The sequence below is a fragment of the Neotabrizicola shimadae genome (assembly GCF_019623905.1).
GTDB classification, from domain to species: Bacteria; Pseudomonadota; Alphaproteobacteria; order Rhodobacterales; family Rhodobacteraceae; genus Neotabrizicola; species Neotabrizicola shimadae.
In genome coordinates, this window is sequence record NZ_CP069370.1 from 2,450,479 (window position 1) to 2,475,113 (window position 24,635).

Annotated in this window: 25 protein-coding genes; 6 read left to right on the forward strand and 19 right to left on the reverse strand. The window is 66.1% G+C overall.

Going from position 1 to position 24,635, the window contains the following annotated elements; translation table 11 throughout:
- Nucleotides 1-30 precede the first annotated feature (30 nt).
- The 4 genes from bfr to hemP all read right to left on the reverse strand — a co-directional run bounded on the left by bfr (nt 31) and on the right by hemP (nt 2,359).
- Nucleotides 31-516 carry a bacterioferritin gene (gene bfr, locus JO391_RS11850; protein WP_220660695.1) on the reverse strand — a complete coding sequence of 162 codons (486 nt, stop codon included), beginning with the start codon at nt 514-516 and terminating at the stop codon, nt 31-33.
- A 132-nt stretch (nt 517-648) separates the two neighbouring features.
- Nucleotides 649-906, reverse strand: coding sequence for a (2Fe-2S)-binding protein (locus JO391_RS11855; protein WP_220660696.1), 258 nt, complete (start codon nt 904-906; stop codon nt 649-651).
- A gap of 13 nt (nt 907-919) precedes the next feature.
- Complete coding sequence (locus tag JO391_RS11860) at nt 920-2,179, reverse strand: imelysin family protein (RefSeq protein ID WP_220660697.1); 1,260 nt, start codon at nt 2,177-2,179, stop codon at nt 920-922.
- Nucleotides 2,180-2,194: 15 nt separating this feature from the next.
- Complete coding sequence (hemP, locus tag JO391_RS11865; protein ID WP_220660698.1) at nt 2,195-2,359, reverse strand: hemin uptake protein HemP; 165 nt, start codon at nt 2,357-2,359, stop codon at nt 2,195-2,197.
- Between the two features lie 320 nt (nt 2,360-2,679).
- Here hemP and JO391_RS11870 point away from each other — a divergent pair, with 320 nt between their 5' ends.
- Nucleotides 2,680-4,068 carry a DEAD/DEAH box helicase gene (locus JO391_RS11870; protein ID WP_220660699.1) on the forward strand — a complete coding sequence of 463 codons (1,389 nt, stop codon included), beginning with the start codon at nt 2,680-2,682 and terminating at the stop codon, nt 4,066-4,068.
- Here the strand turns inward: JO391_RS11870 and JO391_RS11875 are convergent.
- Nucleotides 4,049-4,513, reverse strand: coding sequence for a hypothetical protein (locus JO391_RS11875; protein ID WP_220660700.1), 465 nt, complete (start codon nt 4,511-4,513; stop codon nt 4,049-4,051). The genes JO391_RS11870 and JO391_RS11875 overlap by 20 nt on opposite strands.
- A 250-nt stretch (nt 4,514-4,763) precedes the next feature.
- Between JO391_RS11875 and JO391_RS11880 the strand changes: the two genes are divergently transcribed.
- A complete protein-coding gene (locus JO391_RS11880; protein WP_220660701.1) occupies nt 4,764-5,342 on the forward strand; it encodes a thymidine kinase in 579 nt (192 codons plus the stop codon).
- Between the two features lie 130 nt (nt 5,343-5,472).
- Here JO391_RS11880 and JO391_RS11885 read toward each other — a convergent pair whose 3' ends face one another.
- Nucleotides 5,473-6,558, reverse strand: a complete 1,086-nt coding sequence (locus JO391_RS11885) for a PA0069 family radical SAM protein (RefSeq protein ID WP_220660702.1) — start codon at nt 6,556-6,558, stop codon at nt 5,473-5,475.
- Nucleotides 6,559-6,704: 146 nt separating this feature from the next.
- Here JO391_RS11885 and JO391_RS11890 point away from each other — a divergent pair, with 146 nt between their 5' ends.
- The 4 genes from JO391_RS11890 to JO391_RS11905 all read left to right on the forward strand — a co-directional run bounded on the left by JO391_RS11890 (nt 6,705) and on the right by JO391_RS11905 (nt 8,751).
- On the forward strand, nt 6,705-7,403 hold the full coding sequence (locus JO391_RS11890; RefSeq protein ID WP_220660703.1) for a cobalamin B12-binding domain-containing protein: 699 nt from the start codon (nt 6,705-6,707) through the stop codon (nt 7,401-7,403).
- Nucleotides 7,404-7,553: 150 nt separating this feature from the next.
- Nucleotides 7,554-7,709 (forward strand): hypothetical protein, encoded by a 156-nt coding sequence (locus JO391_RS11895; protein ID WP_220660704.1) that lies wholly within the window; start codon nt 7,554-7,556, stop codon nt 7,707-7,709.
- Nucleotides 7,706-8,347, forward strand: coding sequence for a DUF1638 domain-containing protein (locus JO391_RS11900; RefSeq protein WP_220664543.1), 642 nt, complete (start codon nt 7,706-7,708; stop codon nt 8,345-8,347). The genes JO391_RS11895 and JO391_RS11900 overlap by 4 nt, the downstream gene beginning before the upstream one ends.
- Nucleotides 8,348-8,367: 20 nt before the next feature.
- Nucleotides 8,368-8,751, forward strand: coding sequence for an SgcJ/EcaC family oxidoreductase (locus JO391_RS11905; protein WP_259444681.1), 384 nt, complete (start codon nt 8,368-8,370; stop codon nt 8,749-8,751).
- Between the two features lie 110 nt (nt 8,752-8,861).
- On the opposite strand, the gene recN is transcribed toward JO391_RS11905, so the two are convergent.
- From recN to ftsW, 13 genes are all read right to left on the reverse strand, one after another.
- Entirely contained in the window at nt 8,862-10,505 is a 1,644-nt protein-coding gene (recN, locus tag JO391_RS11910; RefSeq protein ID WP_220660706.1) for a DNA repair protein RecN, read from the reverse strand.
- 13 nt (nt 10,506-10,518) lie between these two features.
- On the reverse strand, nt 10,519-11,430 hold the full coding sequence (locus JO391_RS11915; protein WP_220660707.1) for an outer membrane protein assembly factor BamD: 912 nt from the start codon (nt 11,428-11,430) through the stop codon (nt 10,519-10,521).
- Between the two features lie 117 nt (nt 11,431-11,547).
- Nucleotides 11,548-12,474 carry a UDP-3-O-acyl-N-acetylglucosamine deacetylase gene (gene lpxC, locus JO391_RS11920; protein WP_220660708.1) on the reverse strand — a complete coding sequence of 309 codons (927 nt, stop codon included), beginning with the start codon at nt 12,472-12,474 and terminating at the stop codon, nt 11,548-11,550.
- Between the two features lie 262 nt (nt 12,475-12,736).
- Nucleotides 12,737-14,308, reverse strand: coding sequence for a serine hydrolase (locus JO391_RS11925; protein WP_220660709.1), 1,572 nt, complete (start codon nt 14,306-14,308; stop codon nt 12,737-12,739).
- Between the two features lie 112 nt (nt 14,309-14,420).
- Nucleotides 14,421-16,118: a cell division protein FtsZ gene (ftsZ, locus tag JO391_RS11930; protein ID WP_220660710.1), complete on the reverse strand. Its 1,698-nt coding sequence runs from the start codon at nt 16,116-16,118 to the stop codon at nt 14,421-14,423.
- A gap of 226 nt (nt 16,119-16,344) precedes the next feature.
- On the reverse strand, nt 16,345-17,679 hold the full coding sequence (ftsA, locus tag JO391_RS11935) for a cell division protein FtsA (RefSeq protein ID WP_220660711.1): 1,335 nt from the start codon (nt 17,677-17,679) through the stop codon (nt 16,345-16,347).
- Nucleotides 17,676-18,563, reverse strand: coding sequence for a cell division protein FtsQ/DivIB (locus tag JO391_RS11940; RefSeq protein ID WP_220660712.1), 888 nt, complete (start codon nt 18,561-18,563; stop codon nt 17,676-17,678). Before JO391_RS11940 ends, ftsA begins: the two co-directional genes overlap by 4 nt.
- The gene (locus tag JO391_RS11945; RefSeq protein WP_220660713.1) at nt 18,551-19,471 is read right to left on the reverse strand and encodes a D-alanine--D-alanine ligase; all 921 of its coding nucleotides are present in this window, start codon (nt 19,469-19,471) and stop codon (nt 18,551-18,553) included. The genes JO391_RS11940 and JO391_RS11945 overlap by 13 nt, the downstream gene beginning before the upstream one ends.
- 32 nt (nt 19,472-19,503) lie before the next feature.
- Nucleotides 19,504-20,439, reverse strand: coding sequence for a UDP-N-acetylmuramate dehydrogenase (gene murB / locus JO391_RS11950; RefSeq protein WP_220660714.1), 936 nt, complete (start codon nt 20,437-20,439; stop codon nt 19,504-19,506).
- Nucleotides 20,440-20,485: 46 nt separating this feature from the next.
- Nucleotides 20,486-20,743, reverse strand: a complete 258-nt coding sequence (locus JO391_RS11955; protein WP_220660715.1) for a DUF2484 family protein — start codon at nt 20,741-20,743, stop codon at nt 20,486-20,488.
- 97 nt (nt 20,744-20,840) lie between these two features.
- Complete coding sequence (gene murC, locus JO391_RS11960; protein ID WP_220660716.1) at nt 20,841-22,265, reverse strand: UDP-N-acetylmuramate--L-alanine ligase; 1,425 nt, start codon at nt 22,263-22,265, stop codon at nt 20,841-20,843.
- Nucleotides 22,262-23,356 (reverse strand): UDP-N-acetylglucosamine--N-acetylmuramyl-(pentapeptide) pyrophosphoryl-undecaprenol N-acetylglucosamine transferase, encoded by a 1,095-nt coding sequence (locus JO391_RS11965; protein WP_220660717.1) that lies wholly within the window; start codon nt 23,354-23,356, stop codon nt 22,262-22,264. The genes murC and JO391_RS11965 overlap by 4 nt, the downstream gene beginning before the upstream one ends.
- Complete coding sequence (gene ftsW / locus JO391_RS11970) at nt 23,356-24,519, reverse strand: putative lipid II flippase FtsW (RefSeq protein WP_220660718.1); 1,164 nt, start codon at nt 24,517-24,519, stop codon at nt 23,356-23,358. The genes JO391_RS11965 and ftsW overlap by 1 nt, the downstream gene beginning before the upstream one ends.
- Nucleotides 24,520-24,635 lie beyond the last annotated feature (116 nt).

Below are 24,635 nucleotides of genomic sequence, written 5' to 3' on the forward strand. Positions count from 1 at the left end.
GTCCCCCTGTCCGGGGCCGGCGCGCAGCTGTCATTCCGCCTGGTCTGCAGGCTTTGCGTTCAAGAGGCCATATTTCTCTTCGCCCAGACGGTCGAACAGACCAAGCTGGGTTTCCAGAAAGTCGATGTGGCCTTCCTCGTCCGCGATGAGTTCGTCGAACAGGGCGCGGGTCACATAGTCGCCCACGCTGTCGCAATGCCGCCGGGCCTCGATGTACAGCGTCCGCGCCTCATGTTCCGCCGCAAGATCGCATTCCAGCGTTTCGCGGATCGACTGGCCGATGCGCAGCGGGTCCAGCTTCTGCAGGTTCGGATGCCCTTCCAGAAAGATGATCCGCGCGATCAGCTTGTCCGCATGGTGCATCTCCTCGATGGATTCGGCGCGGGACTTGTCCGCCAGACGGCCAAAGCCCCAATCCTCCTGAAGACGGAAATGCAGCCAGTACTGGCTGACCGCGGTCAGTTCGGACCGCAGGGCTGCGTTGAGATATTCGATGACCTTGGTGTCGCCCTTCATGGTATTCCCCTTGCTTGTCGCTGGATGGACGGCGGCTTCGGCACCGGGCCGTGGCTATGCCTGACGGGCAAGGTAGTCTCCATGACCGGGGCTGTCCAGCGGGCGGCTGGATTTCCCCGTGTTTCCATAAGTTTACAGAAATTCTCTGTCTTTCGCCCGTCGCCAGCGCGGAAGCTGCGGCACCCCTGCCGCACCGGGCACACGGAAGTTCTCGTTCGACCGCATGGTTTCCAGGAACAGGGGCATGCAGCCCCCGCAATCGGCCCGCTTGCCCAGGGCGTGGTAGATCTTGCCCGGCGTGATCACCGTGTCGGGGTCCGACGCGCGCATCCAGTCCACGGCGGCCCGGATGTCGCGGTCGGAAATTCCCATGCAGTGACAGACGATCACCGACGCCTCCCGGTCACTGGAAGACGGCGTTCGGGTTGTCCAGGCTGTCCGAGCCCTCGACCGCCAGCTCGCCCAGGTTCAGCACCTTCGCCGCCCGCTCGATCTCGCGCGTCTGCGCCACCAGCCCGTCCACCACCGCCATGATCAGCGCGTCGCCCTCTGCGTTGCCGGGCGCCAGCATCTCGTCATAGGCCATGCCCGCCTCGGCCTTCGCCTTCAGCGCCGTCATCGCCGCCATGGTCGCGTCCAGCTTCTCCTTCACCGCGGCATCCACCGCCGGATCCGCCGCCGCCACCAGTTCCGAAAGCGACGGCCCCGCAACCACCGATCCGTCGGGGCGGGTATAGCTGCCCAGATACACGTTCCGGATGCCCACGCCGTCGTAGTAATGGCTGTTGTAGGTGTTGTCCGAGAAGCAGTCGTGCTCCTCCTCCGGGTCGTTCAGCAGAAGCCCCAGCTTGATCCGCTCGCCCGCCAGCTCGCCATAGGAGAGGCTCCCCATGCCGGTGATCATCGCCTTCACGCCGGCCTGCGGATCGGCCGTCACCGCCGCCCGCGCCGCCCCGCCCGGCGCCCAGTTCGCCGCCATCTCGGCCAGGTCCGCCACCAGCAGATCCGTCGCCGCCTTCAGATAGGCCGCCCGCCGGTCGCAGTTGCCGCCGGTGCAGCCCTCGCCCTGGACGTAATCCGTGTAAGGCCGGTTCCCCGCGCCCGGCCCCGTGCCGTTCAGATCCTGACCCCACAGCAGGAACTCGATCGCGTGGTAGCCTGCGGCCACATTCGCATCGATCCCATCCGCGCCATGCAGCGTGCCCCCGATCAGCTCGGGCGTGATCACAGTCACATCCACGTCCTTGCCGCCGATCTTCAGCACGGTCGAGCCGATGATGTTCGCCGCCGCCAGCGGGTTTTCCTCCGTCTCGCCGCCATAGGCCGCATCGACATAGTCGATCAGCCCCTCATCCAGCGGCCAGCTGTTCACCCGGCCCTCCCAGTCGTCCACGATCGGGTTGCCAAAGCGGAACGCTTCCGACTGCTGGTACGGCACCCGCGCCGCGAGCCAGGCCGTCTTGGCCGCCGCCAGCGTCTCGTCCGATGGCGCGGCCAGGAAGGCATCCACCGCCACCTGCAGCGCCTGCGCGGTGGTCAGGCTGTCGCCGTAAACCGCGGCGCCGATATCGGCATAGGTGGCCACCACATCCGAAGGCTCGGCGGCAAGGGCGGGCTGGCACAGAATGGCCGCAAGGGCGGTGCTGGCAAGAAGGCGGGTCATGGGCAGGGTCCGGTGTTACTTGGTGAGGATCAGCTTGCCGGCGCGCGTGATGCGCAGGCAGTACAACTGGCCGTTCAGGTGAATGTGCGCGGTCTGGCCGCCGGCGGTCAGATGGGTCGCGTCATGCACGGGAACGGCATTGGCGACGTTCAGCGTCGAGGCTTCGGTCAAGGCATTCATCGGGCTCTCCCTGCCGGTGTCTGGTTGCTCTGGGTCGGGCACATGCGTGGTCCGGTCCGTGGGGTTTCATCGCGGTCTCCGGGCTGCCCGGCAGGGCTGGCTAGGGTGAGGTCATAGTTGAGCGAATTACTCGGACTTGTAAAGCCGATTCTTCTTGTAAGGAATTATCCCCCCGACATGACAGTCCCATGACCTGCGCCAACCGGCCCAACCGCCCCCTGACGCAGCGGTTTCCCTTGACTCGGGCAGCGCCAGCGCGCACTTCCGCCTTTTCGTGCCGCCCCCGCGGCGGCCACCGCATGCCAGATCCAGGACATCCCATGACCGCTTTCGCCGACCTTGGCCTTTCCCCCCGCCTGCTCAAGGCGCTGGAGACGGCCGGCCTCGACCGGCCCACGCCGATCCAGGCCCAGTCGATCCCGCATGTCATGGCGGGGCGCGACCTCATGGGCCTCGCACAGACGGGCACCGGCAAGACGCTGGCCTTCGGCCTGCCGCTCCTGCACCGCATCCTCGATCTCGGCCACCCGCCGGGGCCGCGCCATGTGCGCGCGCTGATCCTCGCCCCCACGCGCGAACTTGTGCTGCAGATCTCCGACACGCTGACCACCTTCACCAAGGGCACGGCGGTCAAGGTCACCACCGTCGTCGGCGGCGCCTCGATCAACAAGCAGGCCGAACGGCTCGCCCGCGGCACCGATGTGCTGGTGGCCACCCCCGGTCGCCTGATCGACCTGATCGAACGCGGCGACGTGAACCTGGAAAAATGCGCCTATCTGGTGCTCGACGAAGCCGACCACATGCTTGACATGGGCTTCATCCATTCGCTCCGGAAGATCGCCAAGTTCATCCCGCTCAAGCGCCAGACGCTGATGTTCTCGGCCACCATGCCGAACGACATCGAAGAGGTCTCGGAAACCTACCTGCGCGACCCGGTCCGCGTGCAGGTGGCCCCGCCCGGCAAGCCGGTGGAACGCATCAACCAGGGCATCCACTTCATCCCGAACGGGGACAAGGCGAAGCTTCTGGAAAGCTACCTGCAAAAGCACCCCGACGAGCAGGCGCTGGTCTTCGGCCGCACCAAGCACGGCGCCGACAAACTGGCGAAACTGCTGGCCAGCTGGGGCTTCAAGGTCGGCGCCATCCACGGCAACCGCAGCCAGAACCAGCGCGAGGCGATGCTGTCGGCCTTCCGCGCCGGCGAGGTCATGGTGCTTGTGGCCACAGATGTGGCAGCGCGCGGGCTCGACATCCCGACCGTGCGCCATGTCTACAATTACGACCTGCCGAACGTGCCGGAAAACTATGTCCACCGCATCGGCCGCACCGCGCGTGCGGGGGCCGAAGGCACGGCTGTCGCCTTCTGCGCCCCGGCAGAAATGGCCGATCTCGCCGCCATCGAGAAGGTGCTGAAGAAGCCGATCCCGGTCATCGGCGGTGCCCCCTGGGCCAATGTCGGCGCCCCGCCGCCCAAGCCCGCACAACGCAAGGGCCCGCCGCGGCCGGCCCGTCCGGGCGGACCCGCCCCCCAAGGGGCAAAGCCCGCCGCCCCGCAGGGCGCCAAGCCCGCCGCCAAGCCCCGCCCCGCCGCCGCGCCGAAACCGCAAGGCGGCCAGGCCGCGCCGCAGCGCGCGCCCGGTGGTGGCAAGCCCGGTGGTAGCAAGCCCGGCGGCGGTCGCCCGCGCGGGGCTAGCCGGTCTCCCCGTTGACCTCGGCCTCCAGGTTCATCTTGATCTCGATCAGGATCTGCTGAAGCGCCAGCGTCTCGCGCAGCATCCGCTTGGCCTCGATCACGGTGATGCGGCCATCACTGATGGACTCGTGGTATTCCGCCATCAGCTGCGCAAAGCGTTGCGCCAGAACCACCACCTCCTGGTTCATGCCGCGCGGCCCGGAATTGCGCCGCTCCGGCTCGCCGCTCAGCGTGATGCCGCGCAGGTCGGCCAGTGCCGCCGTCACATGCGGGAAGCTCGCCGCCGCTTCCAGCCGGGCCACCACATCCACCGGCATGAAGCGGTCGCCGTGCTCTTCGTCCTCCGAATAGTACCGCCCAAGCGTGGCCTTGGACCGGCCAGTCACGGCGCAGGCCGCCTCGATGCCCACATCCTTCACCAAGGCTTCGCTGTGCTTCTTCAGATAGCTCTCGATGGTCATCGCCGCTCCGCTCCGGGGAACTTTCCCGGTTTTTTCCCCTGAACCCCTACCCGGCCCTCGGGCTAGAAGACACCTGTGCCCGATGTTCGGGACGTTAACGAGTTGCCGGGACCATGTGGCCCCGGACGTATCGCCCGCCGCCCCGCCCCCTTTCGCAAGTCCCCCGCGCGAAGGAAAGGGGTGGCGGGCACCCGGTCTTTGCACCGCCCCGCCCATTGCACCGCCCCGCCTGCCCGGCTAGGGGACGGTCATGGCAAAGCTCTACTTCCATTACTCCACCATGAACGCGGGCAAGTCGACCGCCCTCCTTCAGGCCGCCTACAACTATCGTGAAGGCGGCATGGTCCCCTATCTCATCACCGCCCGGCTGGACGACCGGGGCGGCCAAAGCCGGATCGCCAGCCGCATCGGCATCGGCGAAGAGGCGGATACATTCGCACCGGGCGAAGACCTATTCGCCAAGCTGAAGACCCGCTTTGCCGAAGGCGCCGTCGCCTGCGTCTTCATCGACGAGGCGCAGTTCCTTGCGCGCGATCAGGTCTGGCAACTCGCCCGCGCCGTGGACGATCTCGGCGTGCCAATCATGTGCTACGGCCTGCGCGTGGATTTCCAGGGCAACCTCTTTCCCGGTTCGGCCGCGCTTCTGGCCTGGGCCGACGAGATGCGCGAGGTCCGCACCATCTGCGCCTGCGGGAAGAAGGCCACCATGGTCATCCGCCGCGGCCCCGACGGCCGCGCGCTGAAAGACGGCGAACAGGTGCAGATCGGCGGCAACGAAACCTACGTCAGCCTCTGCCGCCGCCACTGGCGCGAAGCCGTGGGGGACTGAGAGGCAGTTTTCTTCAAGGGATTGCCGAGCCCGGCCCCGCGCGAAGCCGTGAAAGTCTTAAGTCCAAGTTAATCCGCGCCAGCAACCCATTGATTTTACTTGGTCCACCCTAGCGTCCGAGCTCGGACGCCTAAAACAGGCTCAGCTGGTCCCCGGCCCTCGGCGGCGGCCGGAACAAGTCGCTCCGCAGGGGCGGCAGGTCCACTGCCAGCCCCATCCGGGCCACCGCCGACCGGAACCGCCGGGCGGTCAGCTCCGCCCAAAGCCCCTCCCCCCGCATCCTCTTGCCCCAGGCCGGGTCATAGTCCCGCCCCCCGTGCAGCTCCCTGACCCGGCCCATCACCTTGGCCGCCCGCCCCGGCTCGGCCCGCTCCAGCCACTCCCGCCAAAGCCCCGCCACCTCCAGCGGCAGCCGCAGCATGATCCAGCTCGCCCCGACCGCCCCCGCCTCTTTCGCAGCCGCAAGGATCGCCTCCAGCTCGTGGTCCGTCAGCCCCGGCACCACCGGCGCCACCATGACCCGCACACCCACCCCCGCCGCCGACAGCCGCCGGATCACCTCCAGCCGCCGCGCCGGCGCCGCCGCCCTCGGCTCCATCCGCCGGGCAAGCCCCGCGTCCAGCGTCGTGACCGACACCCCCACCCGCACCAGCCCCTCCGCCGCCATCGGCGCCAGCAGGTCCAGGTCCCTCTCGATCAACGCCCCCTTCGTGGTGATCGCCACCGGATGCCGGAAGGCCGCCAGAACCTCCAGCACCTCCCGCATCACCCGGTGCTCCGCCTCGCAGGGCTGGTAGGGGTCTGTATTGGTCCCGATCGCCACCGGCGCCACCCGGTAGCCCTTCGCCCGCAGCTCTGCCTCCAGCACCGCCCCGATCCCCGGCCGGGCAATCAGCCGCGTCTCGAAATCCAGCCCCGGCGACAGGTTGAGCCAGGCATGGGTCGGCCGGGCAAAGCAGTAGACGCAGCCATGCTCGCAGCCCCGGTAGGGGTTCACCGACCGGTCGAACGGCAGGTCCGGCGAGCGGTTGAAGCTCAGCGCCGACCGCGGCACCTCGACCCGAACCTCGGTCTGTACCAGCCGCTCCTCCGGCGGTTCCCACCCGTCCTCCACCGCCACCCGCTGCGTGGCCTCGTAGCGGCCAGCCTGATTGCTAGCCGCCCCACGGGCGCGCAGGCGGGTGCCGGGAAGAAGGGAGGCGTGCCGGTGTGACATGGCCCCAATCTGGAACATATAGGGAACAATTGCCAGCCCCCGACAGGCTCTGTCGGCTTTCTCCCCCAAGTGTCGGAAACGTCGCTGTGGACGGGACGGCTTTCCCGCACTACGCATCAAGCCAGACCCCTTGAGGAGCGCCCCCCATGGCCGACGACGACGAGATCATCCTCTCTGAACTCTCTGACGACGAACTCGTCCTGCAGATGCACGACGACCTGTATGACGGCCTGAAGGAAGAGATCGAGGAAGGCGTCCGCATCCTGTTGGACCGCGGCTGGACCCCCTATGACGTTCTGACCAAGGCACTGGTCGCCGGCATGACCATCGTCGGCGCCGACTTCCGCGACGGCATCCTGTTCGTGCCCGAAGTGCTTCTGGCCGCCAATGCGATGAAGGCGGGCATGGCGATCCTGAAGCCGCTGCTGGCGGAAACCGGGGCGCCGCGCATGGGCAAGATGGTCATCGGCACCGTGAAGGGCGACATCCACGACATCGGCAAGAACCTTGTGGCCATGATGATGGAAGGCGCCGGCTTCGAGGTGCTGGATCTTGGCATCAACAACTCGGTGGAGAAATACCTCGAGGCGCTGGAAGCCGAACAGCCCGACATCCTGGGCATGTCGGCCCTGCTGACCACGACCATGCCCTACATGAAGGTCGTGATCGACACGATGAAGGAAAAGGGGATGCGAGAGGACTATATAGTCCTCGTGGGCGGCGCGCCCCTGAACGAAGAGTTCGGCAAGGCGATCGGCGCCGATGCCTATTGCCGCGACGCGGCTGTTGCGGTCGAAACCGCCAAGCAGTTCATCGCCCGCAAGCACAACCGGATGACGGCCTGACACGCGTTGAGTCGGGCCGAAGCTCGGGCGGCAGAACTGCCGCCCGGACAGTGCGTCGCGATTCCGCAGGACAAGATCGCAAAGCGTGATACGAACCCCCTTCACAATCGGCCGGCGACGCTCCACATTCGAAAGGATCGGAGAACCGTCATGCCCGTGACTCATTTCCTTTTCCTCCTGGTCTCGGTGATCGTCGCCGCCGGAGTGACGATCGCGCTTTTTGCCGTGGCCAATCTTCCCCTGATGGCGCTGGCCTTCGCCGCGCTGTCCGGAACGCTGATCCTTGGCCTGCGCCGGTGGGGCTGATCCCTGATGACGGCACGCTGACCGTTTCGGGGCTCGCGCCAGAGGCGCGGGGGCGTATCCTGCTTCTGGCCTGCGGGGCACTGGCGCATGAGATCGTCGCACTTCGCAAGGCCAATGGCTGGACGCATCTTGACCTGCAATGCCTGCCGGCCAACCTGCACCTGTGGCCCGACCGGATTCCTGATGCGGTCGAGGCCGCCGTTGAAGCGCACCGGAGCGACTACGAAGCGATCTTTGTCGTCTATGCCGATTGCGGCACCGGCGGGCTCTTGCAGGAAACGTGCAAGAAGTTGGGCGTCGAGATGATTGAAGGCCCGCATTGCTATTCGTTCTTTGAAGGCAATGCCACCTTTGCCGCCCATGCCGAAGACGAGTTCACCGCCTTCTACCTGACGGATTTCCTGGTTCGGCAGTTCGATGCCTTTGTATGGAGGCCGATGGGGCTGGACCGCCACCCTGGCCTTCGGGACATGTATTTCGGCAATTACACGAAGTTGGTCTATCAGGCCCAGACCGACGACCCTGCGCTGGACATGCGGGCGCGGGACTGTGCCGAACGGCTTGGCCTTGCTTACGAGCGGCGTTTTACGGGCTATGGCGACCTTGCCACGACCCTGAGGCGCGTAGCTGAAGCATGATTCCTGAAGATCTGAGTCCCTTGGCCGCCGCTGCCTTCGCGCGCAACTTTGCTGCGCTTTGGGGTGCAGGCGATTCTGCGGGACTGGCGACCCTGTTCTTGCCCGACGGAGAATGCCTGACCGTCACCGGAGCCGAAGCGCTTGGTCGGGATGCGGTGGAAGCGGCACTGGCCGCTGACCTGGACGGGATGCTGCGCGGCTCTCGCCTTGTCACCGGCCGAACGCGGGTGCGGAACCTGAACAACGAATTGCTGTTGCAGCAGCGCTATGTCCTGTCGGGCCTGGTCGACCAGGACGGGCAAGACCTTGGACGGCATGGTTTGGCGATGTCGGCGCTTCTGATACCCTCGCTGGAAGGTTTGCGTGCGCTGTCGGTGGTGCTGGTTCCGTTGGAACTGGGCTAGAGCGCACCTCTCTCAATCTGGTTCACTGATTGAGAGGAGCGCGAGGCATTCCCCACGGCCTGCCTGCCTTGGCTTGCATTCAATCTGAATCAGATTGAAAGTAAGCCGCCCTAGGCCTGAAGAAGCGCCCGCGCCGCCTCGCGCGCGGCCGTGGTCACGGTATCGCCGGCCAGCATCCGGGCCAATTCCTCGACGCGCTGGTCGTCGGACAGGGGCACGACGCGAGACAGGGTTGCCTCGCCCTCGACACGCTTTTCCACGCGCCAATGATGCGCGCCGCGCGCCGCAACCTGGGGCGCGTGAGTCACAACGAGGATCTGCCCGCCCTCGGCCAGCCGCTGCAGGCGGCGGCCAACAGCATCGGCGGTCGCGCCCCCGACGCCCCGGTCGATCTCGTCGAAGATCAGGGTCAGGCCATTGGAGGCGCGAGTCAGGCAGACCTTCAATGCCAGCAGGAACCGCGACAACTCTCCCCCCGAGGCGATGCGGTTCAGGGGGCCTGCCGGGGCGCCGGGGTTGGTGGCAACGGTAAAGGTCACCGCATCCGCGCCCTCTGGACCGGGTTCCGCGGATTCCATGCGGGTTTCGAACCGGGCGCGGTCCAGCTTCAGGGGTGCAAGCTCCCCTGCCATGGCCGCATCCAGCGCCTTGGCCGCCGTTGCCCGCGCCTGCGACACGCGCCGCGCTTCTGCCGAATAGGCGGCCTCGGCCGCGTCCACCGCGCGGCGCAAGGCCGCGATGCCGGTTCCGCCACTGTCCAGAGCTTCGAGTTCCAGGCGCTTTTCGATGGCGAAGCGGCCCAGGTCGTCGGGCTGCACGCGATGCTTCTTGGCCAGGCCGCGGATGGCGAAGAGGCGTTCCTCGACAGCCTCAAGTTCGCCTGGCGATACATCCATGGCACGGAGCGCCATCTCGATTTCGGACCCCGCCTCGCCCAGTTCCACAAGGGCGCGCGTCAGAGCGGCGATGGCTGCATCCAGCCGGCCCTCGGCACGGTCGGCAGCACCTTCCAGCCAGCGCAGGGCATCTGCAACCTGGCGCTCCGCGCCGGATTCGGTGACGGCTGCATGAGCGCGACTTACATCGGCGCGGATGCGCTCGACCGCTTGCATCGCGCGACGGCGGGCGTCCAGCTCCGCCTCTTCACCGGGCTGCGGGTCCAGCTTGTCCAGTTCGGCCACGGCAGCGCGCAGCCAGTCTTCGTCGGCCCTCGCGCGACTTTGTGCGGCCTCGGCGGCTGCCAGGTCTGCCGCGGCCCGCGCGCGGTCGCGCCAGAGCGTGCGCAGGCTCGCGGTTTCGATGGCGCCGAAGGCATCCAAGAGAGCCCGGTGACCGCGCGGGTTCATCAGGCCGCCGTCATCCTGCTGTCCCTGCAATTCCACCAAGGTGGCCCCCAGGTTGCGCAGCACTTCTGCGCTGACGCGGCGATCGTTGGCCCAGGCAGTCCGGCGGCCATCGAGAGAGGTCACACGGCGCAGGATGAGTTCGTCCCCGGCTTCGATCCCGGCATCGGCAAGCACAGTGCGGGCAGGATGGTCGGGCACCAGGTCGAATACGGCCGTAACCTCGCCCTGAGTGGCGCCGGCGCGCACCAGATCGGCCCGCCCCTTCCAGCCAAGCGCCAGGCCAAGAGCATCCAGCAGGATCGACTTGCCGGCCCCTGTCTCGCCGGTCAACACGTTCAAACCCGGCTGGAAGGCAAGATCCAGCCGGTCGATCAGAAGGATGTCGCGGATCTCCAGCGCCGTCAGCATGGGGCCTGCCGCCCTAGAGCCATTCGCCCCTGACCATCTGGCGATAGACCGAGGTCAGCCAGCCGGTGCCCTTTACCTCTGGCTTCAGGCCCGCTTTGGTCAAGAGCGCGTAGGCGTCGTCATAGAAGGGGCTGGACTGGTAGTTGTAGCCCAGGATTGCGCCTGCGGTCTGGGCATCATCGGCAAAGCCGAGCGCCAGGTAGGCTTCGACCAGCCGCATCAGCGCCTCGGGCGTGTGGGTCGTGGTCTGGTAGTCGGCAACCACGACGCGGAAGCGGTTGATTGCCGCCGCATAGTTGCCGCGCTTCAGGTAGTAGCGGCCGATCTCCATCTCTTTCCCGGCCAGATGGTCGAAGGCCAGGTCGAACTTCATCATCGACGAAGCGGCATAGTCGCTGTCAGGGTACTGTTCGATCACCGTTCGAAGCGACTGCAATGCCTGGTAGGTCAGGCCCTGGTCACGGCCGACCTCGTCGATCTGATCATAATACGACAAGGCCAACAGATACTGCGCGTAGGCGGCGTCCTCATCGGCGGGGTAGAAGTCGAGGTAACGCTGAGCCGCGATGCGCGATTCCTCGTAAGCCTTGGACTTGTGCAGCGCATAAGCCTGCATCACCAACGCGCGCTTGGCCCATTCCGTGTAAGGATAAAGCCGCTCGACCTCCTGGAACAGCACGATGGCCTGCTTGGTGTCGCCGTCGACCTCGAGCGTCTGTTCGGCCAACTCGTACAGCGCCTTGGGTTCGTACGTCGAATAGTCAACATCTGGTTTGCTGGCGAAGAATGCGCCCACATTTCCCCAGAATCCGGTGTTTTCAGGCGCCTCGCCGGTCGCGGCCGCATTGCGGTTCCCGCAGCCTGCAAGGGCGCCTGCGACAAGGATCACCCCGATCAGCCGCACCCCGTACCGAACGCCCGCCATGCCCTGCCTATCCCTGTCCGGCGGGTTGTGCCCCTGCCGGGTCGACTGCTTCGGGTGTCGTCCTAGCACATAAGATTCCCGGGCGCAAAACGCCTTCGGCCGTCCTTTGCCGAGAGATCACGCAGCGCAGCTGACGGGCAGGTCCGCGGCTACAACACCGACGCCCGGAAGCTTGCAGGTGGTCGTGTCGCCGCAGTCTATCCAGACATAGGCGTCGGCGTCCGCGAAAAGGGCGCGAAGAAGGCGGTTGGTCAGGGCATGTCCCGCACGGTCGCCCACATAGCGCCCGATGATCGGGCCGCCAGCCAGCGACAGGTCGCCAAGAGCATCCAGCATCTTGTGACGCACGGGTTCGTTGTCGCGGCGCAGGCCCCCCGGCGTCACGACGCGGTCGCGGTCAAAGACCACGGCGTTTTCCAGCGTGCCGCCCAAAGCCAAGCCGTTGGCGCGCATCGCCTCGACATCCGACCAGCGGCAGAATGTGCGGCTGTCGGACAGTTCGCGCACGAACGTGCCGTTCGCCAGGTTGAGCGTCAGTTCCTGCTCGCCGATGGCGGGCTCATCGAATTCGATGCGGAAGTCGATCTCAAGCGTGTCCGCGGGTTCCAGCCGGGCCGTAGCGAGGCCATCACGCACCTCGACAGGCTTCAGAACCTTCAGGGCACGCACAGGCGCCTTGAGGTCCACAATGCCCGCAGCAAGGAATGCTTCAACGAAAGGAGCCGACGATCCATCCAGGATCGGCACTTCGGGACCGTCGATTTCGATCAGCGCGTTGTGGATGGCGCAGCCTGCAAGGGCGGCCATCAGATGCTCGATGGTCGAAACGGTCGTTCCGGCAGGATTGGCCAGCAGGGTGCACAGCCGCGAAGGGACGACGTGATCCCATGTGGCGGAAATCCGCCCCACCGATGCGGGGACGTCGGTGCGAAGGAACACCACGCCATGATCGGCGGGGGCCGGACGCACGACCAACCGCGCAGGCACACCGGAGTGAAGTCCGGGCCCGATCAGGATAGCGTCTCTGGCAAGGGTCTTTTGCACGTTCTACCTCGAAGTCTTTGTTGCCGCTTCGCGGGGTACGGGGCCACGGAAGTGACACCCTTCCCCCTTGTGGGCACGAAAAGACGTAGTCGGGCTGCAGTGCAGGCTCAACTCACGCTTTGTGACCAATTGTGACACGCGCTGAAGGCACCACAACTTATTGACGCTGCGGCAGTTTTGAATGGTCGGCAAAAGCCTGACGGCGGAGGTGAAGAAACGTCGTCGGAGCCCCCTGCCCTCTTGGACGAGACTGGGGCCGCGCCTATTCTGGCCGTCGCGTCAGCGTACCCAGACCCTCGCCGTTCAGACTGTCCGCAACCATCGACACCGCCCTGCCATCCGGGCCGATCTGGAAGGTCAGTGGCGATGGCAGGTCAGGCATTTCGGGAGCGGTATAGTAAAGGAAGGTATCGCGGTCGAAATGCGTCAAGTGATAGCGGGTGACTCCGTTTGGCCCCAGCACCAGGACCAGTCCGGAACCGGCAGTCTCGATCCTGGCCGCACCGACGTAATCGTTGCCATAGCTGCCGACATAGGCGCTGTCCGGCAAGGCCGGGGTCGCGTCCGACGGGGGCTTGCCGAAGGCGGCTTGCACCGCCTGGATCACCGGGGTGAACATTCCCTCGTAAGCCGCATTCCAGGGAGCGATGTAGTCCTTGCCGGGTTTGCCGTCGAAGACCATGTCAGAGAAGTTATCGGCGATGCCTTCGGGGACGCCTGTCGGGAAGGCATTGGCAAGAACGATGATTCCCAGCCCTGAGTCCGGCCAAAGTGTGACCAGCGTGCGCGCGCCCGTGCTGAAGGCCCCGGCGTGGCCCCAGGTAAGCCCATGGCGGCCATATTCGACGTTCCAACCCAAGCCATAGAACTCGGGCGCGCCGGACACGACATTCGGCCCGCGTGACATCAGGGGCTGGTGCGTGGCCTCTAGTGCATCGGCAGAGATCAATGGTTTGCCGTCGAAACCACCCTTGGCTAGCTCCAGGCGCATCCAGGCAGCCAGGTCTCGGGCCGAGCTGCTTGCCCCGCCAGCCGGCGCCTGCGGATCGGCATCGCGCGTCAGGCCTGGGGTCCAGACCCCGTTGACTGGCACATGCAATGCTGCCGCATTGTCGCGAGCGGCGAAATCTTCGTGGCGATAGCTCGCGGTCGCCATCCCGAGCGGCTGGAACAGCACCTCGTCGGCGACCTCTTCCCACGACTTGCCGGTCGGCGACACGGCGGCCAGTGCCCCCATGGTGATGCCCGCATTGCTGTAGGCGTAGCCAGAGCGGAAGCTTGAAGCGGGCGGCACAAGGTGCAACCGGTGCATGATCGTGTCGCGGTCAAACCCGATGTCTTCCAGGTCATTGCCCGCATTGCCCGGGAGGCCGGAGCGATGGTTGAACAGATCGCGAACCGTCACTTCGGCGGTGGGATAGGCGTCGTGCAGCCTTAGAGTCGGATCCAGGTCGGACAGCTTGCTGTCCCAGTCAACCAGCCCCTGCGAGACCAACGCGGCCACAACGGTTGAAGAGATCGGCTTCGACATCGAGGCCAGCTGGAACACGGTGTCCGCATCGACCTCTTCTGGCCTGCCGGCCTCACGCAGGCCGAACCCTTCTAGGAAAACGATCTCGTCCTCATGCACGACGACGATGGCAAGACCCGGCACCTTTCCATCGGCGACAGCCTGCTGCGCCATTGCACGCAGGTTGGGCAGGGCCTGTTCCACGCTGGCACGGGGTAGATCCTGGGCGGACGCCACAGCCCCGAATGCACCAACCACCGCAATCAGTGCGGCGCGTCCAAGCAAATCTCTGAACAAGAATGTCATTGAGGCAATCTCCTGCATGTATGCCGGAAGGTTGCCCCAGGGTCAGCGAAGTCTCAACCGCATTTGGCAGGATGGAATCGAAAGGGGGCAACGTAATCCTGCGCTGCCCCCTCTCAAGATCCCAATCGGATCAGTTCGCCTGGCGACGCAGGAAGGCAGGGATCTCGATCCGCTCCTGGTCGGCGCCCATGTCCTGCTCGTCATCGTAGCTCTGCACCGCCGGCTGCGACCGAACCGAAGGCGCGGCGCGTTCCGGTGCCTCGGCGTGGCCGCCGGCCATGCGGTTGATCAGCGAGCCTATGCCAAATCGCGGCTTGGTCTCGGCCGCACGCGGCGCAGCGGGCGCGGGCGCTGCAGCCCGCGTTGCAGCAACCGGAGCCGCCGGACGCGCCGTCATCGGCGACTTCTGCACGGCGGCCTGCAGGCGGGCGATGGCTTCGGGCGACGGCTGGCCCGGCGCCCTCGGGCGCGGGGCCACAAAGGCGCCGGCATCCTCGGGAACCTGGGTGTGGCCGATGGCACGCGGTTGGGGAGAGGATTGCGCGGCGGCAGTCTTGTACACCGGCGCCGGCAGATCATCCTCGATTTCCGGTTCGTAGACTGGTTCTTCCGCCGTTTCGAACGCTTCCGCCAGATCGTCACGATCAAACAGCGAGGGGGCGTCTTCCTCTTCCTCCACCACGGGGGCCGGAGCAGGAGCGGCCGGGCGCTGCATCACGGGCGGGGCCGGCGGCACAGCGCGGGCCTGCATGACCAGCGGCGCCTCGCGGCGCGGCTCGGTCGCCACAGCCTGACGGGTCGGCACGCCAAGGGGTTGCGCCATGGGGCGGCGCGGCACCGGCATGTCGGCTTCCTTGCGGTTCGCTTCGATCCCGGTGGCAACCACGGAAACGCGGATTGCACCTTCCATCGAGGTGTCGAGGGTCGAACCCACGATGATGTTCGCGTCGGGATCGACCTTCTCGCGGATGATGTTCGCGGCTTCGTCCAGCTCGAACAGGGTCAGGTCATAGCCGCCGGTGATGTTGATCAGCACGCCCTTGGCGCCATGCAGGCTGATCTCGTCAAGCAGCGGATTGGCGATGGCCTTTTCGGCCGCCTGCACCGCGCGGTCGTCGCCGGTGGCTTCGCCTGTCCCCATCATGGCCTTGCCCATCTCGTCCATCACCGCGCGCACGTCGGCGAAGTCCAGGTTGATGAGGCCCGGCCGAACCATCAGGTCAGTCACACCCTTCACGCCCTGGTACAGCACATCATCCGCCATCGCGAAGGCTTCGGTGAAGGTGGTCCGCTCGTTCGCCAGGCGGAACAGGTTCTGGTTCGGGATGATGATCAGCGTGTCGACGACCTTCTGAAGGGCTTCGATCCCCTCTTCGGCCTGGCGCATCCGCTTGTTCCCCTCGAACTGGAAGGGCTTGGTCACCACGCCCACAGTCAGCACGCCAAGTTCGCGTGCGGCCTGGGCAATGATCGGCGCCGCGCCCGTGCCAGTACCACCACCCATGCCGGCGGTGATGAAGCACATGTGCGCGCCGGCGAGGTGATCGACGATCTCCTCGATGGTCTCCTCGGCCGCCGCCGCGCCGACGGTCGGGCGAGCGCCCGCCCCCAGGCCTTCGGTCGCCTTCACACCCATCTGGATGCGCGAGGTTGCCCGCGATTGCTGCAGCGCCTGAGCATCGGTATTCGCCACGACGAATTCGACGCCTTCAAGCTGCTTGTCGATCATGTTGTTGACAGCGTTGCCGCCCGCGCCGCCCACACCGAACACGGTGATGCGCGGCTTGAGCTCTTCCCGCTGCGTGGTCATCGAAAGGTTCAGTGCCATGTCCCTACCGCCTGCTTCCTGAGTGCCGCCGGTTGCGCCCCGGCTTTGCGCTTCGCTCTGGTCTTGCCTGTATCCGTGCCCGTTCCGGCCCGGTTCCCCACAAAATTTCCCCGATTCTATCCACAACGACACATTGCGTCACGAAAAAAACAGCACTGCGCCACGAAATCGGGACGATACGTGGCGAAAAAGCGCTGCCTATCGAAGGGGACGCAGGATATAGCGGTCACCAGTTGTCCTTCAGCCATTTGAACGCCCGCTTCAAAGACCGGGCGGGATAGCGTTCGGCGGGAATGTCGAAGTCCCACCATTCATCCTGGGGATGGGCCGCAAAGAGACACAGCCCGACGGCAGACGAAAACGCGGGGCCGGTCGCCGCCTGCGGAAGGCCAAGCACCCGCAACGGGCGGCCAAGGCGCACACGCTGACCAAGGATGCGGGTCGCCAGGCCATCCAGACCGGGGATCTGGCTTGCCCCCCCGGTCAGCACGATCTGCTGGCTGGGCAGATGGTCGAAGCCAGCGGCATCCAGTCGGGCACGGGCCTCTTCCAGGATTTCCTCGACACGCGGGCGCATGATGCCGATCAACTCGGTCCGGCTGACCTGTCGGCGGTCCTTTTCCCAGTCGCCGCTGTCGCCGCCAAGCTCGATCATCTCGCGGTCGTCCATGCCGGTGGCAACCACACCGCCGTGCTTGGTCTTGATGCGCTCGGCCACCTGAACCGGCACCATCAGGCCCTTCGAGATGTCCGAGGTCACATGGTCGCCGCCCATCCGAACGGAATCGGCATAGATCATGTGCTTCTTCATGAAGATCGAGATGCCAGTCGACCCGCCGCCCATGTCGATGCAGGCCGCGCCCAGCTCCTGCTCGTCCTCGACCAGGCTGGAGACGCCCGAGACATAGGCCGATGACGCCAGCCCCGCGAGTTCCAGGTCGCAGCGCTTGATGCAGTACAAAAGGTTTTGCACCACGCCGCCGTCGATGGACAGTAGGTGCATGTCACAGGCCAGCCGGTTGCCGATCTGGCCACGGGGATCACCCAGGCCGGTGCGGTGATCCAGCGCAAAGTTCACGGGCTGAGCGTGAAGCACCTCGCGCGAGGGGCCGATATCGGGCACGTCGCATGCGGCCAGCACGCGGGCCACGTCCTGCTCTGTCACCACGGAGTCCTGCAACTCCCACTCGCCCGCCAGGCCATAGCTGCGCGGCTCGGCCCCCGAGAAGCAGGCGATGACGTGGTCCACCCGCACGTTGGCCATCTTCTGCGCGGCCTGCACGGCGGTCCGGATCGCCCGCTCGGTCTCGGCCATCTCCGAGATCTCGCCAAAGCGCACCCCGCGCGACCGCGTGGTTGCCGCACCAATGACCTTGAAGCTCGACTGCCCCGCCATCGGGCCCACACCTTCGGCCTCGCGCAGTTTGTCCGGACCGTCGAACTTCAGCACCAGGCAGGCGATCTTTGACGTGCCCACGTCCAGGATGGCGACGACACCCCGCTGCATCGCGGCCTTGCGCATGTGCCGCATCGCCCGTTGGGACTTGTACAGATCGGTCATAGCTCTTCCTCGCTCACGTCGATGCCCTGGGCGCGGCGCATTTCCTTCAGCGCATAGGGGGTAAGCCGCAGCACGGGCCGTTGTTGGTTGCGCAAGTCCACCGCCAGGATGTCTCGCGCCAGAAGATCTTCGGCCTGGTCCAAGGCGATGATGCGCTCCAGCGCCTTCACCGGCTCGACCGCGGGCAGCATGATGCGTTGATTGCGGTCCAGGACGACATCCCACCGCCGGTCGCTCTGCCGGACAAGGCCGCGCATCCGGGGCAGGAACGGACCGGCGGCGGCGATGATTTCCAGAGCCTCCGGCGTGGCCTCATCGGCCCCCTCACCCGCGATCAAGGGCAGGTCGCCCCGGTCGCCACGCTCGGCCAGTCCGGCCACGCGATGCCCGGTCGCGTCCAGCATGGTCAGCGTATCCCCCAGGCGCCAGACGACGACCGGCACGCGCTCGGTCACGCCAATGTGCAGGATGCCGCCCGAAGCAAGGCGCACGTCAACTTCGGCCACCGCATCAAAATCGGCCACTTTGTCGTGTACGGCCTGCATGTCGATGTCGAAGGACGACAGCGGCAGTTTCAGGTCCAGACGGGCCCGGATCGCATCGGCCAGTTCCGGCGCGCAGCCCTCTACGGCCACCAGGCTCACCATGAATTCGGGCCGCTTCTGGAAGCTGTCGCGCACAGAGGTGACGGTGGACGTCATTGCCTCGCGGCGGTCGGCATCGGACAGGTAGATACCGGCGGCAAAGGTGATCAGAAACGCAGGCAGGCCCACGCGGAAGGCCACACGGAACAGGGGAGTCAGCCAAAGCCGCTGCATCCGGTACTGCCAGCGTGTCGGGGCCGGGTCGCGGCGCGGAGCCGCGTTGACGCCTACCGGTTGCATGAGGCGTCCTCCACCAGCCAGCGACACAGTGCAGGGAAGGAAATACCCACGTGGGCCGCCTGTTCGGGCGCAAGCGAGGTGGGCGTCATGCCAGGCTGGGTATTGGTTTCCAGAAGCACAAGGCCGGCAAGGCCCCGCGCCTCGTCCCAACGAAAGTCGGTGCGGCTCAGCCCCCGACACCCAAGAGCCCGGTGCGCCCGCAGCGCATAGTCAAGGCAGGCCGACGTGATGTCGTCTGGCAGACGCGCAGGCAACTCGTGACGCGACCCGCCGGGAGCATATTTCGCATCGTAGTCGTACCAGCCGTTCGTGATGATGTCCGTCACGCAAAGGGCCCGATCACCCATCACGGCAACGGTCAGTTCGCGGCCCGGCACATAGGTTTCCACCATGACCTCGGCCGGCATGGTCGCCGCCAGGCGGGGCGCGTTTGCCCCCTCGCGCACGATGTAGACGCCGACCGAAGAGCCCTCATTGTTTGGCTTCACCACATAGGGAGGCGCCAGCACATGACCGGCCTCAACCGCCTCGCGGCTTGCGATCACGCTTTCAACCACCGGCAGGCCAACGGCACGATAGGCTTCCTTGGCGCGGGCCTTGTCCATCGCCAGAGCCGAGGCCAGCACGCCGGAATGCGTGTAGGGGATGCGCAGCCATTCCAGCATGCCCTGGATGCAACCGTCCTCGCCCCACCGGCCATGCAGCGCGTTGAAGCAGACATCAGGCTTCACTTCGGCAAGACGCGCCGGCAGATCGGGGCCACAATCGACCTCGACCACATCGAATCCCGCTTCGCGCAGCGCCTTGGCACATTCGTGCCCTGACGAGAGCGACACCTCCCGCTCGGCGGAAAGGCCACCCAACAACACTGCCACGCGCGGGGACGTCCTGCCCGAACTGCCCGCCATGTCCGCCTCTGGTCCGGGCCTGTTGCGGCCCGTTATTCTTGTTTTTCTGCCGCCGGTTCGCCGACGCGCATGATTTCCCACTCTAGCGTGAGGCCCGTCGTCTGGTAAACCCTTTTCCGCACCAGCTCACCCAGTCCTTCCAGATCTGCGGCGGTCGCGCCACCGGCATTGATCAGGAAGTTGGCGTGCTTCTCGCTCATCTGCGCTCCGCCCAGGCGGGCGCCGCGCAATCCAGCCTCCTCGATCAGCTTCCAGGCCTTCAGGTCGTGCACGTCGTCAGCACGCCCCGTCGACGAAAACCCGGCCGGATTGCGGAAGGTGGATCCGGCCGACCGGTCCTTGACCGGCTGGCTGGCATCACGCTTGGCGATCTGTTCTTCCATCCGCGCTTCAAGCGCGACGGGGTCGCCGGGGCCGGCGTGGAAGGTGGCCGAAACGATCACCCAGCCCTCGGGCAGCTCGGACTTGCGATAGGCCAGATGCAGATCGGCTGCCGGAATGACAACCGCCTCGCCTGAACGGGTGACCGCGCGCACCTCGACCAGGTGATCGGCGACATAGGACCCATAGCATCCCGCGTTCATCCGGACCGCACCGCCGATCGAACCCGGGATGGTGCGCAGGAAGGTCAGGTCCAGACCCGCCTCTGCCGCCTTGCGGGCGACATGGGCATCCAGCGCCGCCGCCCCCGCCGTGACCCTGTCGCCCTGAACCGAGATCGCGTTGAAGCCTCGGCCCAGTCGGATCACGACCGCTCGGATGCCGCCATCGCGCACGATCAGGTTCGACCCAACCCCCATGGGAAAGACCTGCACCGCCGGATCCAGATCCCGCAGAAACCCGCAGAGGTCGTCCTCATCCGCCGGCTGGAACAACCAGTCGGCAGGCCCGCCGACGCGAAGCCAGGTCAGCTCCGCCAGCGAACGGTTGGGGGTCAGGATGCCACGAGGCTGTGGAAGAGCGTTCATGTAGGCGTTCCAGCGGGGCAGCGCGTCAGCGCAAGGCCGCGAGTCCCTATTCTGCCGGTTGCCCGGTGACCTGCCCCCGCAGCCAGCGGAACAGGAACAGCACGGGCCAACGCAGGATCGACACGCCTCCTGCCAGTACCAGAAGACCCATGATCGGGCCGTTCTGATATGTCACAAAGCCCAGGATCGGTATGCCGACAACAATCAGCGCATAGGCCGCGGGCCAATGGATGCGGTTGGGCAGCATGGCGATCACCGAAGCCACCACGGCCCAAATACAGGCAAGAACAAGCGAAACCGTCATGCTGGTCCTCCTCCGGCCACGTTAACGCACTCAACCCCCGGCTGTCCCGCTCTTTCGCGGATAATTCGTATAGTCCGCGCAGGGCGCCGGAAGCGGATCATGCTGCCTTCCCCATCAGACGCGCTGGAAGTCCGTTCGCCCAGGCACTGATCGTGCCGGCGCCAAGGCAGACGACCATGTCGCCCGGCCGGGCCTGTTCCTTCACCAGCCGAGCGAGATCCGCCTCGTCCATCACCGCGCGGGCGTGGCGGTGGCCGTGGGCGATCAGGCCGGCCACCAGATCGTCACGGCTGGCGCCGGGGATGGGCTCCTCTCCCGCGGCATAGACATCGGCGATGCCCACGACATCCGCTTCGTTGAAGCAGGTGCAGAATTCGTTGAACAGGTTGGACAGGCGCGTATAGCGGTGCGGCTGGTGCACGGCGATGACCCGTGCGCCGGGCTGGTCGGCGACAGCCTGGCGGGCCGCCTTGAGCACTGCGGCGATCTCCACCGGGTGGTGGCCGTAGTCGTCGATGATGGTCACACCATTCACCTCACCCACGCGGGTGAAGCGACGGTTCACGCCAGCGAAACCGGCCAGGGCCTCGCGGATCTCGTCCTTCTTCATGCCCAGGTGACGTGCCACGGCAATCGCGGCCAGCGCGTTGGAGACATTATGGTCCCCCGGCATCGGAAGTGAACAGCTTTCGATTTTCGAACCGGGTTCCTCGTTCTGCAACAGCACATCGAAGCGCGCCTTGCCGTTTTCGAACTTGAGGTTCACCGCGCGCACATCGGCCTGCGCATTGAACCCGAAGGTGACCACGCGGCGGTCGGTCACGCGGCCAACCAATGCCTGCACTTCCGGATGGTCGGTGCAGCACACCGCAATGCCGTAGAACGGAATGTTCGAGACAAAATCCAGGAACCCCTTGCGCAGCGCGTCGATGGTGCCCCAGTGCTCCATGTGCTCGGGATCGATGTTCGTCACGATGGCAATGGTCGCAGGCAACCGGTTGAAGCTGCCGTCGCTTTCGTCGGCCTCAACCACCATCCATTCGCCGGCCCCGGCACGGGCGTTCGATCCATAGGCATGGATCACCCCACCGTTGATCACAGTCGGATCGAAACCTCCCTTGTCCAGCAGCGTTGCCACCATGGTCGTCGTCGTCGTCTTGCCGTGCGTGCCGGCAATCGCGATGTTCGACCGCATCCGCATCAGCTCGGCCAGCATCTCGGCGCGTCGCACCACGGGCAACTTTCGCCGCCGGGCCTCTTCCAGCTCGGGGTTTCCCTTCTTGATCGCCGAGGAAATCACGACCACCGCAGCGTCGCCGATGTTACCGGCCGCCTGACCTTCGAAGAACGTAGCGCCGAGCTTCACCAGACGGTCGGTGATTTTCGATGCCTTGGCATCCGATCCCTGCACCCGGTAGCCAAGCGTCAGCAGCACCTCGGCGATCCCCGACATGCCGATACCACCGATCCCAACGAAATGAATCGGGCCCAGTTCCAGCGGAAGTTTGGTTGCGGCGTTCATGGCATCTTCCTTGCTAGCGTCTCGACCAGCCCCGCAAGGCGGTCCGTGGCATCCGGGCGCCCCTGGGCCAGCGCGGCCCGCGCCATGGTTTCGGCGCGCACGGGGTCGGAAAGGATCGCGGCGATGTCCCGCGAAAGCTTGGCCGCGTCAAGCGCGGATTCCGGCAGCATTACCGCCGCACCGGCCTGCACCAGCCCGCGCGCGTTGGCGGTCTGGTGGTCGCCGGTAGCCGCGGCGAAAGGGATCAGGATCGATGGGCGCCCGATAACAGAAATGTCGGCAACCGACGAGGCGCCCGAGCGCGAGATCACGAGCTGAGCCTCGCTTAGCCTGCGCGGAATATCGGTGAAGAAGGGCTGCACCTCGGCCCGCACGCCAGCTGTGGCATAGGTCTCGACAACGCGCGCCGCATCCTCGTCTCGCGCCTGGTGCGACACGCGCAACCGCTCACGCAATGTCTCTGGCAGGGCGGCTACCGCAGCGGGCACCAAATCCGACAGGACCCTTGCCCCCTGGCTGCCGCCGATGACCAGAAGGCTCATCGGGTATTCACCCGGCGGGATGTAGGCCGCCCCTGCCCGCTCCAGCACCGCGGCGCGCACAGGGTTGCCGACATGCTCGCCCGCCACGCCTGGCGGCAGGTCGGTGGGCCAGGTGCCACACGCCAGCCGGTCCACGCGCGAGGCGAATGCCGCGTTCACCCGCCCCAGGACGCCGTTCTGTTCGTGGATCATGCGCGGTCGCCGCAGGATCACTGCCGCCGCCAGCGCCGGGATCGTGGGATATCCGCCGAAGCCCACCACAACGGTGGGCTTGTCCCGCATCATGCCCGCCACAGCGCCGATGATGCCGCCCGCAATCACGAAGGGCGCCCCCAGCTTTGCCGCCGCCCCCCCGCGCGAGAAGGTGGCCGAGGCCACCTGCTCGACCGGCACCACGGACGGAAAGCCCCCGGCATAGCGCGCCCCGCGCGCATCGGTGGACAGCTTCACCCGCCAGCCGCGTGCCACCATCGTCTCGGCCAGAGCCTGGGCGGGGAACATGTGCCCCCCGGTCCCGCCTGCCGCGATGAGAAGCAGCGGCTCGGCCATCAGCGCCGCCGCCGGAAGATGTCGCCCATGGCGCCTTGCGGCCGCGCGCGGGTCATGGCCAGCAGGGCGCCGGCCGTGATGCCGGCCGCGATGACCGAAGAACCGCCATAGCTCACGAAGGGCAGCGTCATGCCCTTGGCCGGCAGCAACCGAACCGCCACGCCCATGTTGACCATGGCCTGAACGCCGAAGATGCAGGCCAGCCCCGTGCCCGAAAGCCGGATGAAGGGATCACGCTCGCGCGTCAGCCGGTGCAGCGACCTCACCACCACCACGGCGTAAAGCGCGATGATCGTCAGCACCAGGATAAGGCCGTATTCCTCCGCGGCCACAGCGATGATGAAGTCGGTATGCGCGTCGGGCAACGACCACTTCACCTGCCCCTCGCCCACGCCGACCCCGAAGAAGCCGCCTTCCTGGATCGCATTGGTCGCATAACCGATCTGGGTGCGCGGATCGACATCGGGCGTCAGAAAGCCGTCGATCCGGCGGGCAAAGTGCTCTGACGAGTTGTAGGCCAGGAACCCGCCGGCACCCACAATGCCGATCACCACGATGATCAGCAGCATCGGTGCGCCCGCCACGAAATAGACGACGCCCCAGCCGAACAGCACCAGCGCGGTCTGACCAAAGTCCGGCTGCGAGGCAAGCAACGCCACGATCACCAATGTCAGCACCAGCGACAGCGTCTTTCCGGGCGGGCCGTTCAGATCCTGCGCCGCCGCCATCAGCCAGGCGATGACCACGATGTAGAAGGGCTTAAGGAACTCCGACGGCTGGAACGAGGCAAAGCCAAGCGAGATCCAGCGCACCGCGCCCTTGCCGAAATCCGAGCCGATGAAGGGCAGCGCCAACAGCGCCACCATGCTTGCCGCAAAGCCAAGGACGGCGAACCGTCGCACCATGACGGGCGGCATCATCGAGACCAGCACCATCGCACCCATGGCCATGAAGCCAAAGATCGCCTGCCGCTGCACATAGTAAAAGCTGTCCAGCCCGTTGCGCTGCGCCAGCGGCACCGATGCGGCCAGCCCCAGCAAAAGGCCGATGCCGAACAGAAGCACGATCGCGGCCATGGACCACTTGTCGATCGTCCGCCACCAACGGGAAAGAACCGGCTCCGTCGCCCGTGAGGGCATGGAACCATAGACCATCTCAGTCATGGGTGCCGCCTGTCCGCCTGCTCTGCCTACGCCCGGTGTTCCGGGTCTATCGGTTCAGATTAGCCAAGATCCGGCCCGTAGGCCAGCAAAAATCCGGGCCACCCCGCACGGGATCG

Coding starts and splice junctions, on each gene's coding strand:
- JO391_RS11895 (WP_220660704.1), top strand. CDS start 7,554: ATGCCCGTGACTCATTTCCTTTTCCTCCTGGTCTCGGTGATCGTCGCC.
- ftsW (WP_220660718.1), bottom strand. CDS start 24,519: ATGACTGAGATGGTCTATGGTTCCATGCCCTCACGGGCGACGGAGCCG.
- JO391_RS11875 (WP_220660700.1), bottom strand. CDS start 4,513: ATGACCATCGAGAGCTATCTGAAGAAGCACAGCGAAGCCTTGGTGAAG.
- ftsZ (WP_220660710.1), bottom strand. CDS start 16,118: ATGGCACTGAACCTTTCGATGACCACGCAGCGGGAAGAGCTCAAGCCG.
- recN (WP_220660706.1), bottom strand. CDS start 10,505: ATGCTGACGGCGCTGGAGATCCGCGACATCCTTCTGATCGACCGGCTG.
- JO391_RS11890 (WP_220660703.1), top strand. CDS start 6,705: ATGGCCGACGACGACGAGATCATCCTCTCTGAACTCTCTGACGACGAA.
- JO391_RS11880 (WP_220660701.1), top strand. CDS start 4,764: ATGGCAAAGCTCTACTTCCATTACTCCACCATGAACGCGGGCAAGTCG.
- JO391_RS11965 (WP_220660717.1), bottom strand. CDS start 23,356: ATGGCCGAGCCGCTGCTTCTCATCGCGGCAGGCGGGACCGGGGGGCAC.
- JO391_RS11925 (WP_220660709.1), bottom strand. CDS start 14,308: ATGCAGGAGATTGCCTCAATGACATTCTTGTTCAGAGATTTGCTTGGA.
- JO391_RS11940 (WP_220660712.1), bottom strand. CDS start 18,563: ATGCAACCGGTAGGCGTCAACGCGGCTCCGCGCCGCGACCCGGCCCCG.
- JO391_RS11885 (WP_220660702.1), bottom strand. CDS start 6,558: ATGTCACACCGGCACGCCTCCCTTCTTCCCGGCACCCGCCTGCGCGCC.
- murB (WP_220660714.1), bottom strand. CDS start 20,439: ATGAACGCTCTTCCACAGCCTCGTGGCATCCTGACCCCCAACCGTTCG.
- murC (WP_220660716.1), bottom strand. CDS start 22,265: ATGAACGCCGCAACCAAACTTCCGCTGGAACTGGGCCCGATTCATTTC.
- JO391_RS11860 (WP_220660697.1), bottom strand. CDS start 2,179: ATGACCCGCCTTCTTGCCAGCACCGCCCTTGCGGCCATTCTGTGCCAG.
- ftsA (WP_220660711.1), bottom strand. CDS start 17,679: ATGACCGATCTGTACAAGTCCCAACGGGCGATGCGGCACATGCGCAAG.
- hemP (WP_220660698.1), bottom strand. CDS start 2,359: ATGAATGCCTTGACCGAAGCCTCGACGCTGAACGTCGCCAATGCCGTT.
- JO391_RS11945 (WP_220660713.1), bottom strand. CDS start 19,471: ATGGCGGGCAGTTCGGGCAGGACGTCCCCGCGCGTGGCAGTGTTGTTG.
- JO391_RS11955 (WP_220660715.1), bottom strand. CDS start 20,743: ATGACGGTTTCGCTTGTTCTTGCCTGTATTTGGGCCGTGGTGGCTTCG.
- JO391_RS11870 (WP_220660699.1), top strand. CDS start 2,680: ATGACCGCTTTCGCCGACCTTGGCCTTTCCCCCCGCCTGCTCAAGGCG.
- JO391_RS11915 (WP_220660707.1), bottom strand. CDS start 11,430: ATGGCGGGCGTTCGGTACGGGGTGCGGCTGATCGGGGTGATCCTTGTC.
- bfr (WP_220660695.1), bottom strand. CDS start 516: ATGAAGGGCGACACCAAGGTCATCGAATATCTCAACGCAGCCCTGCGG.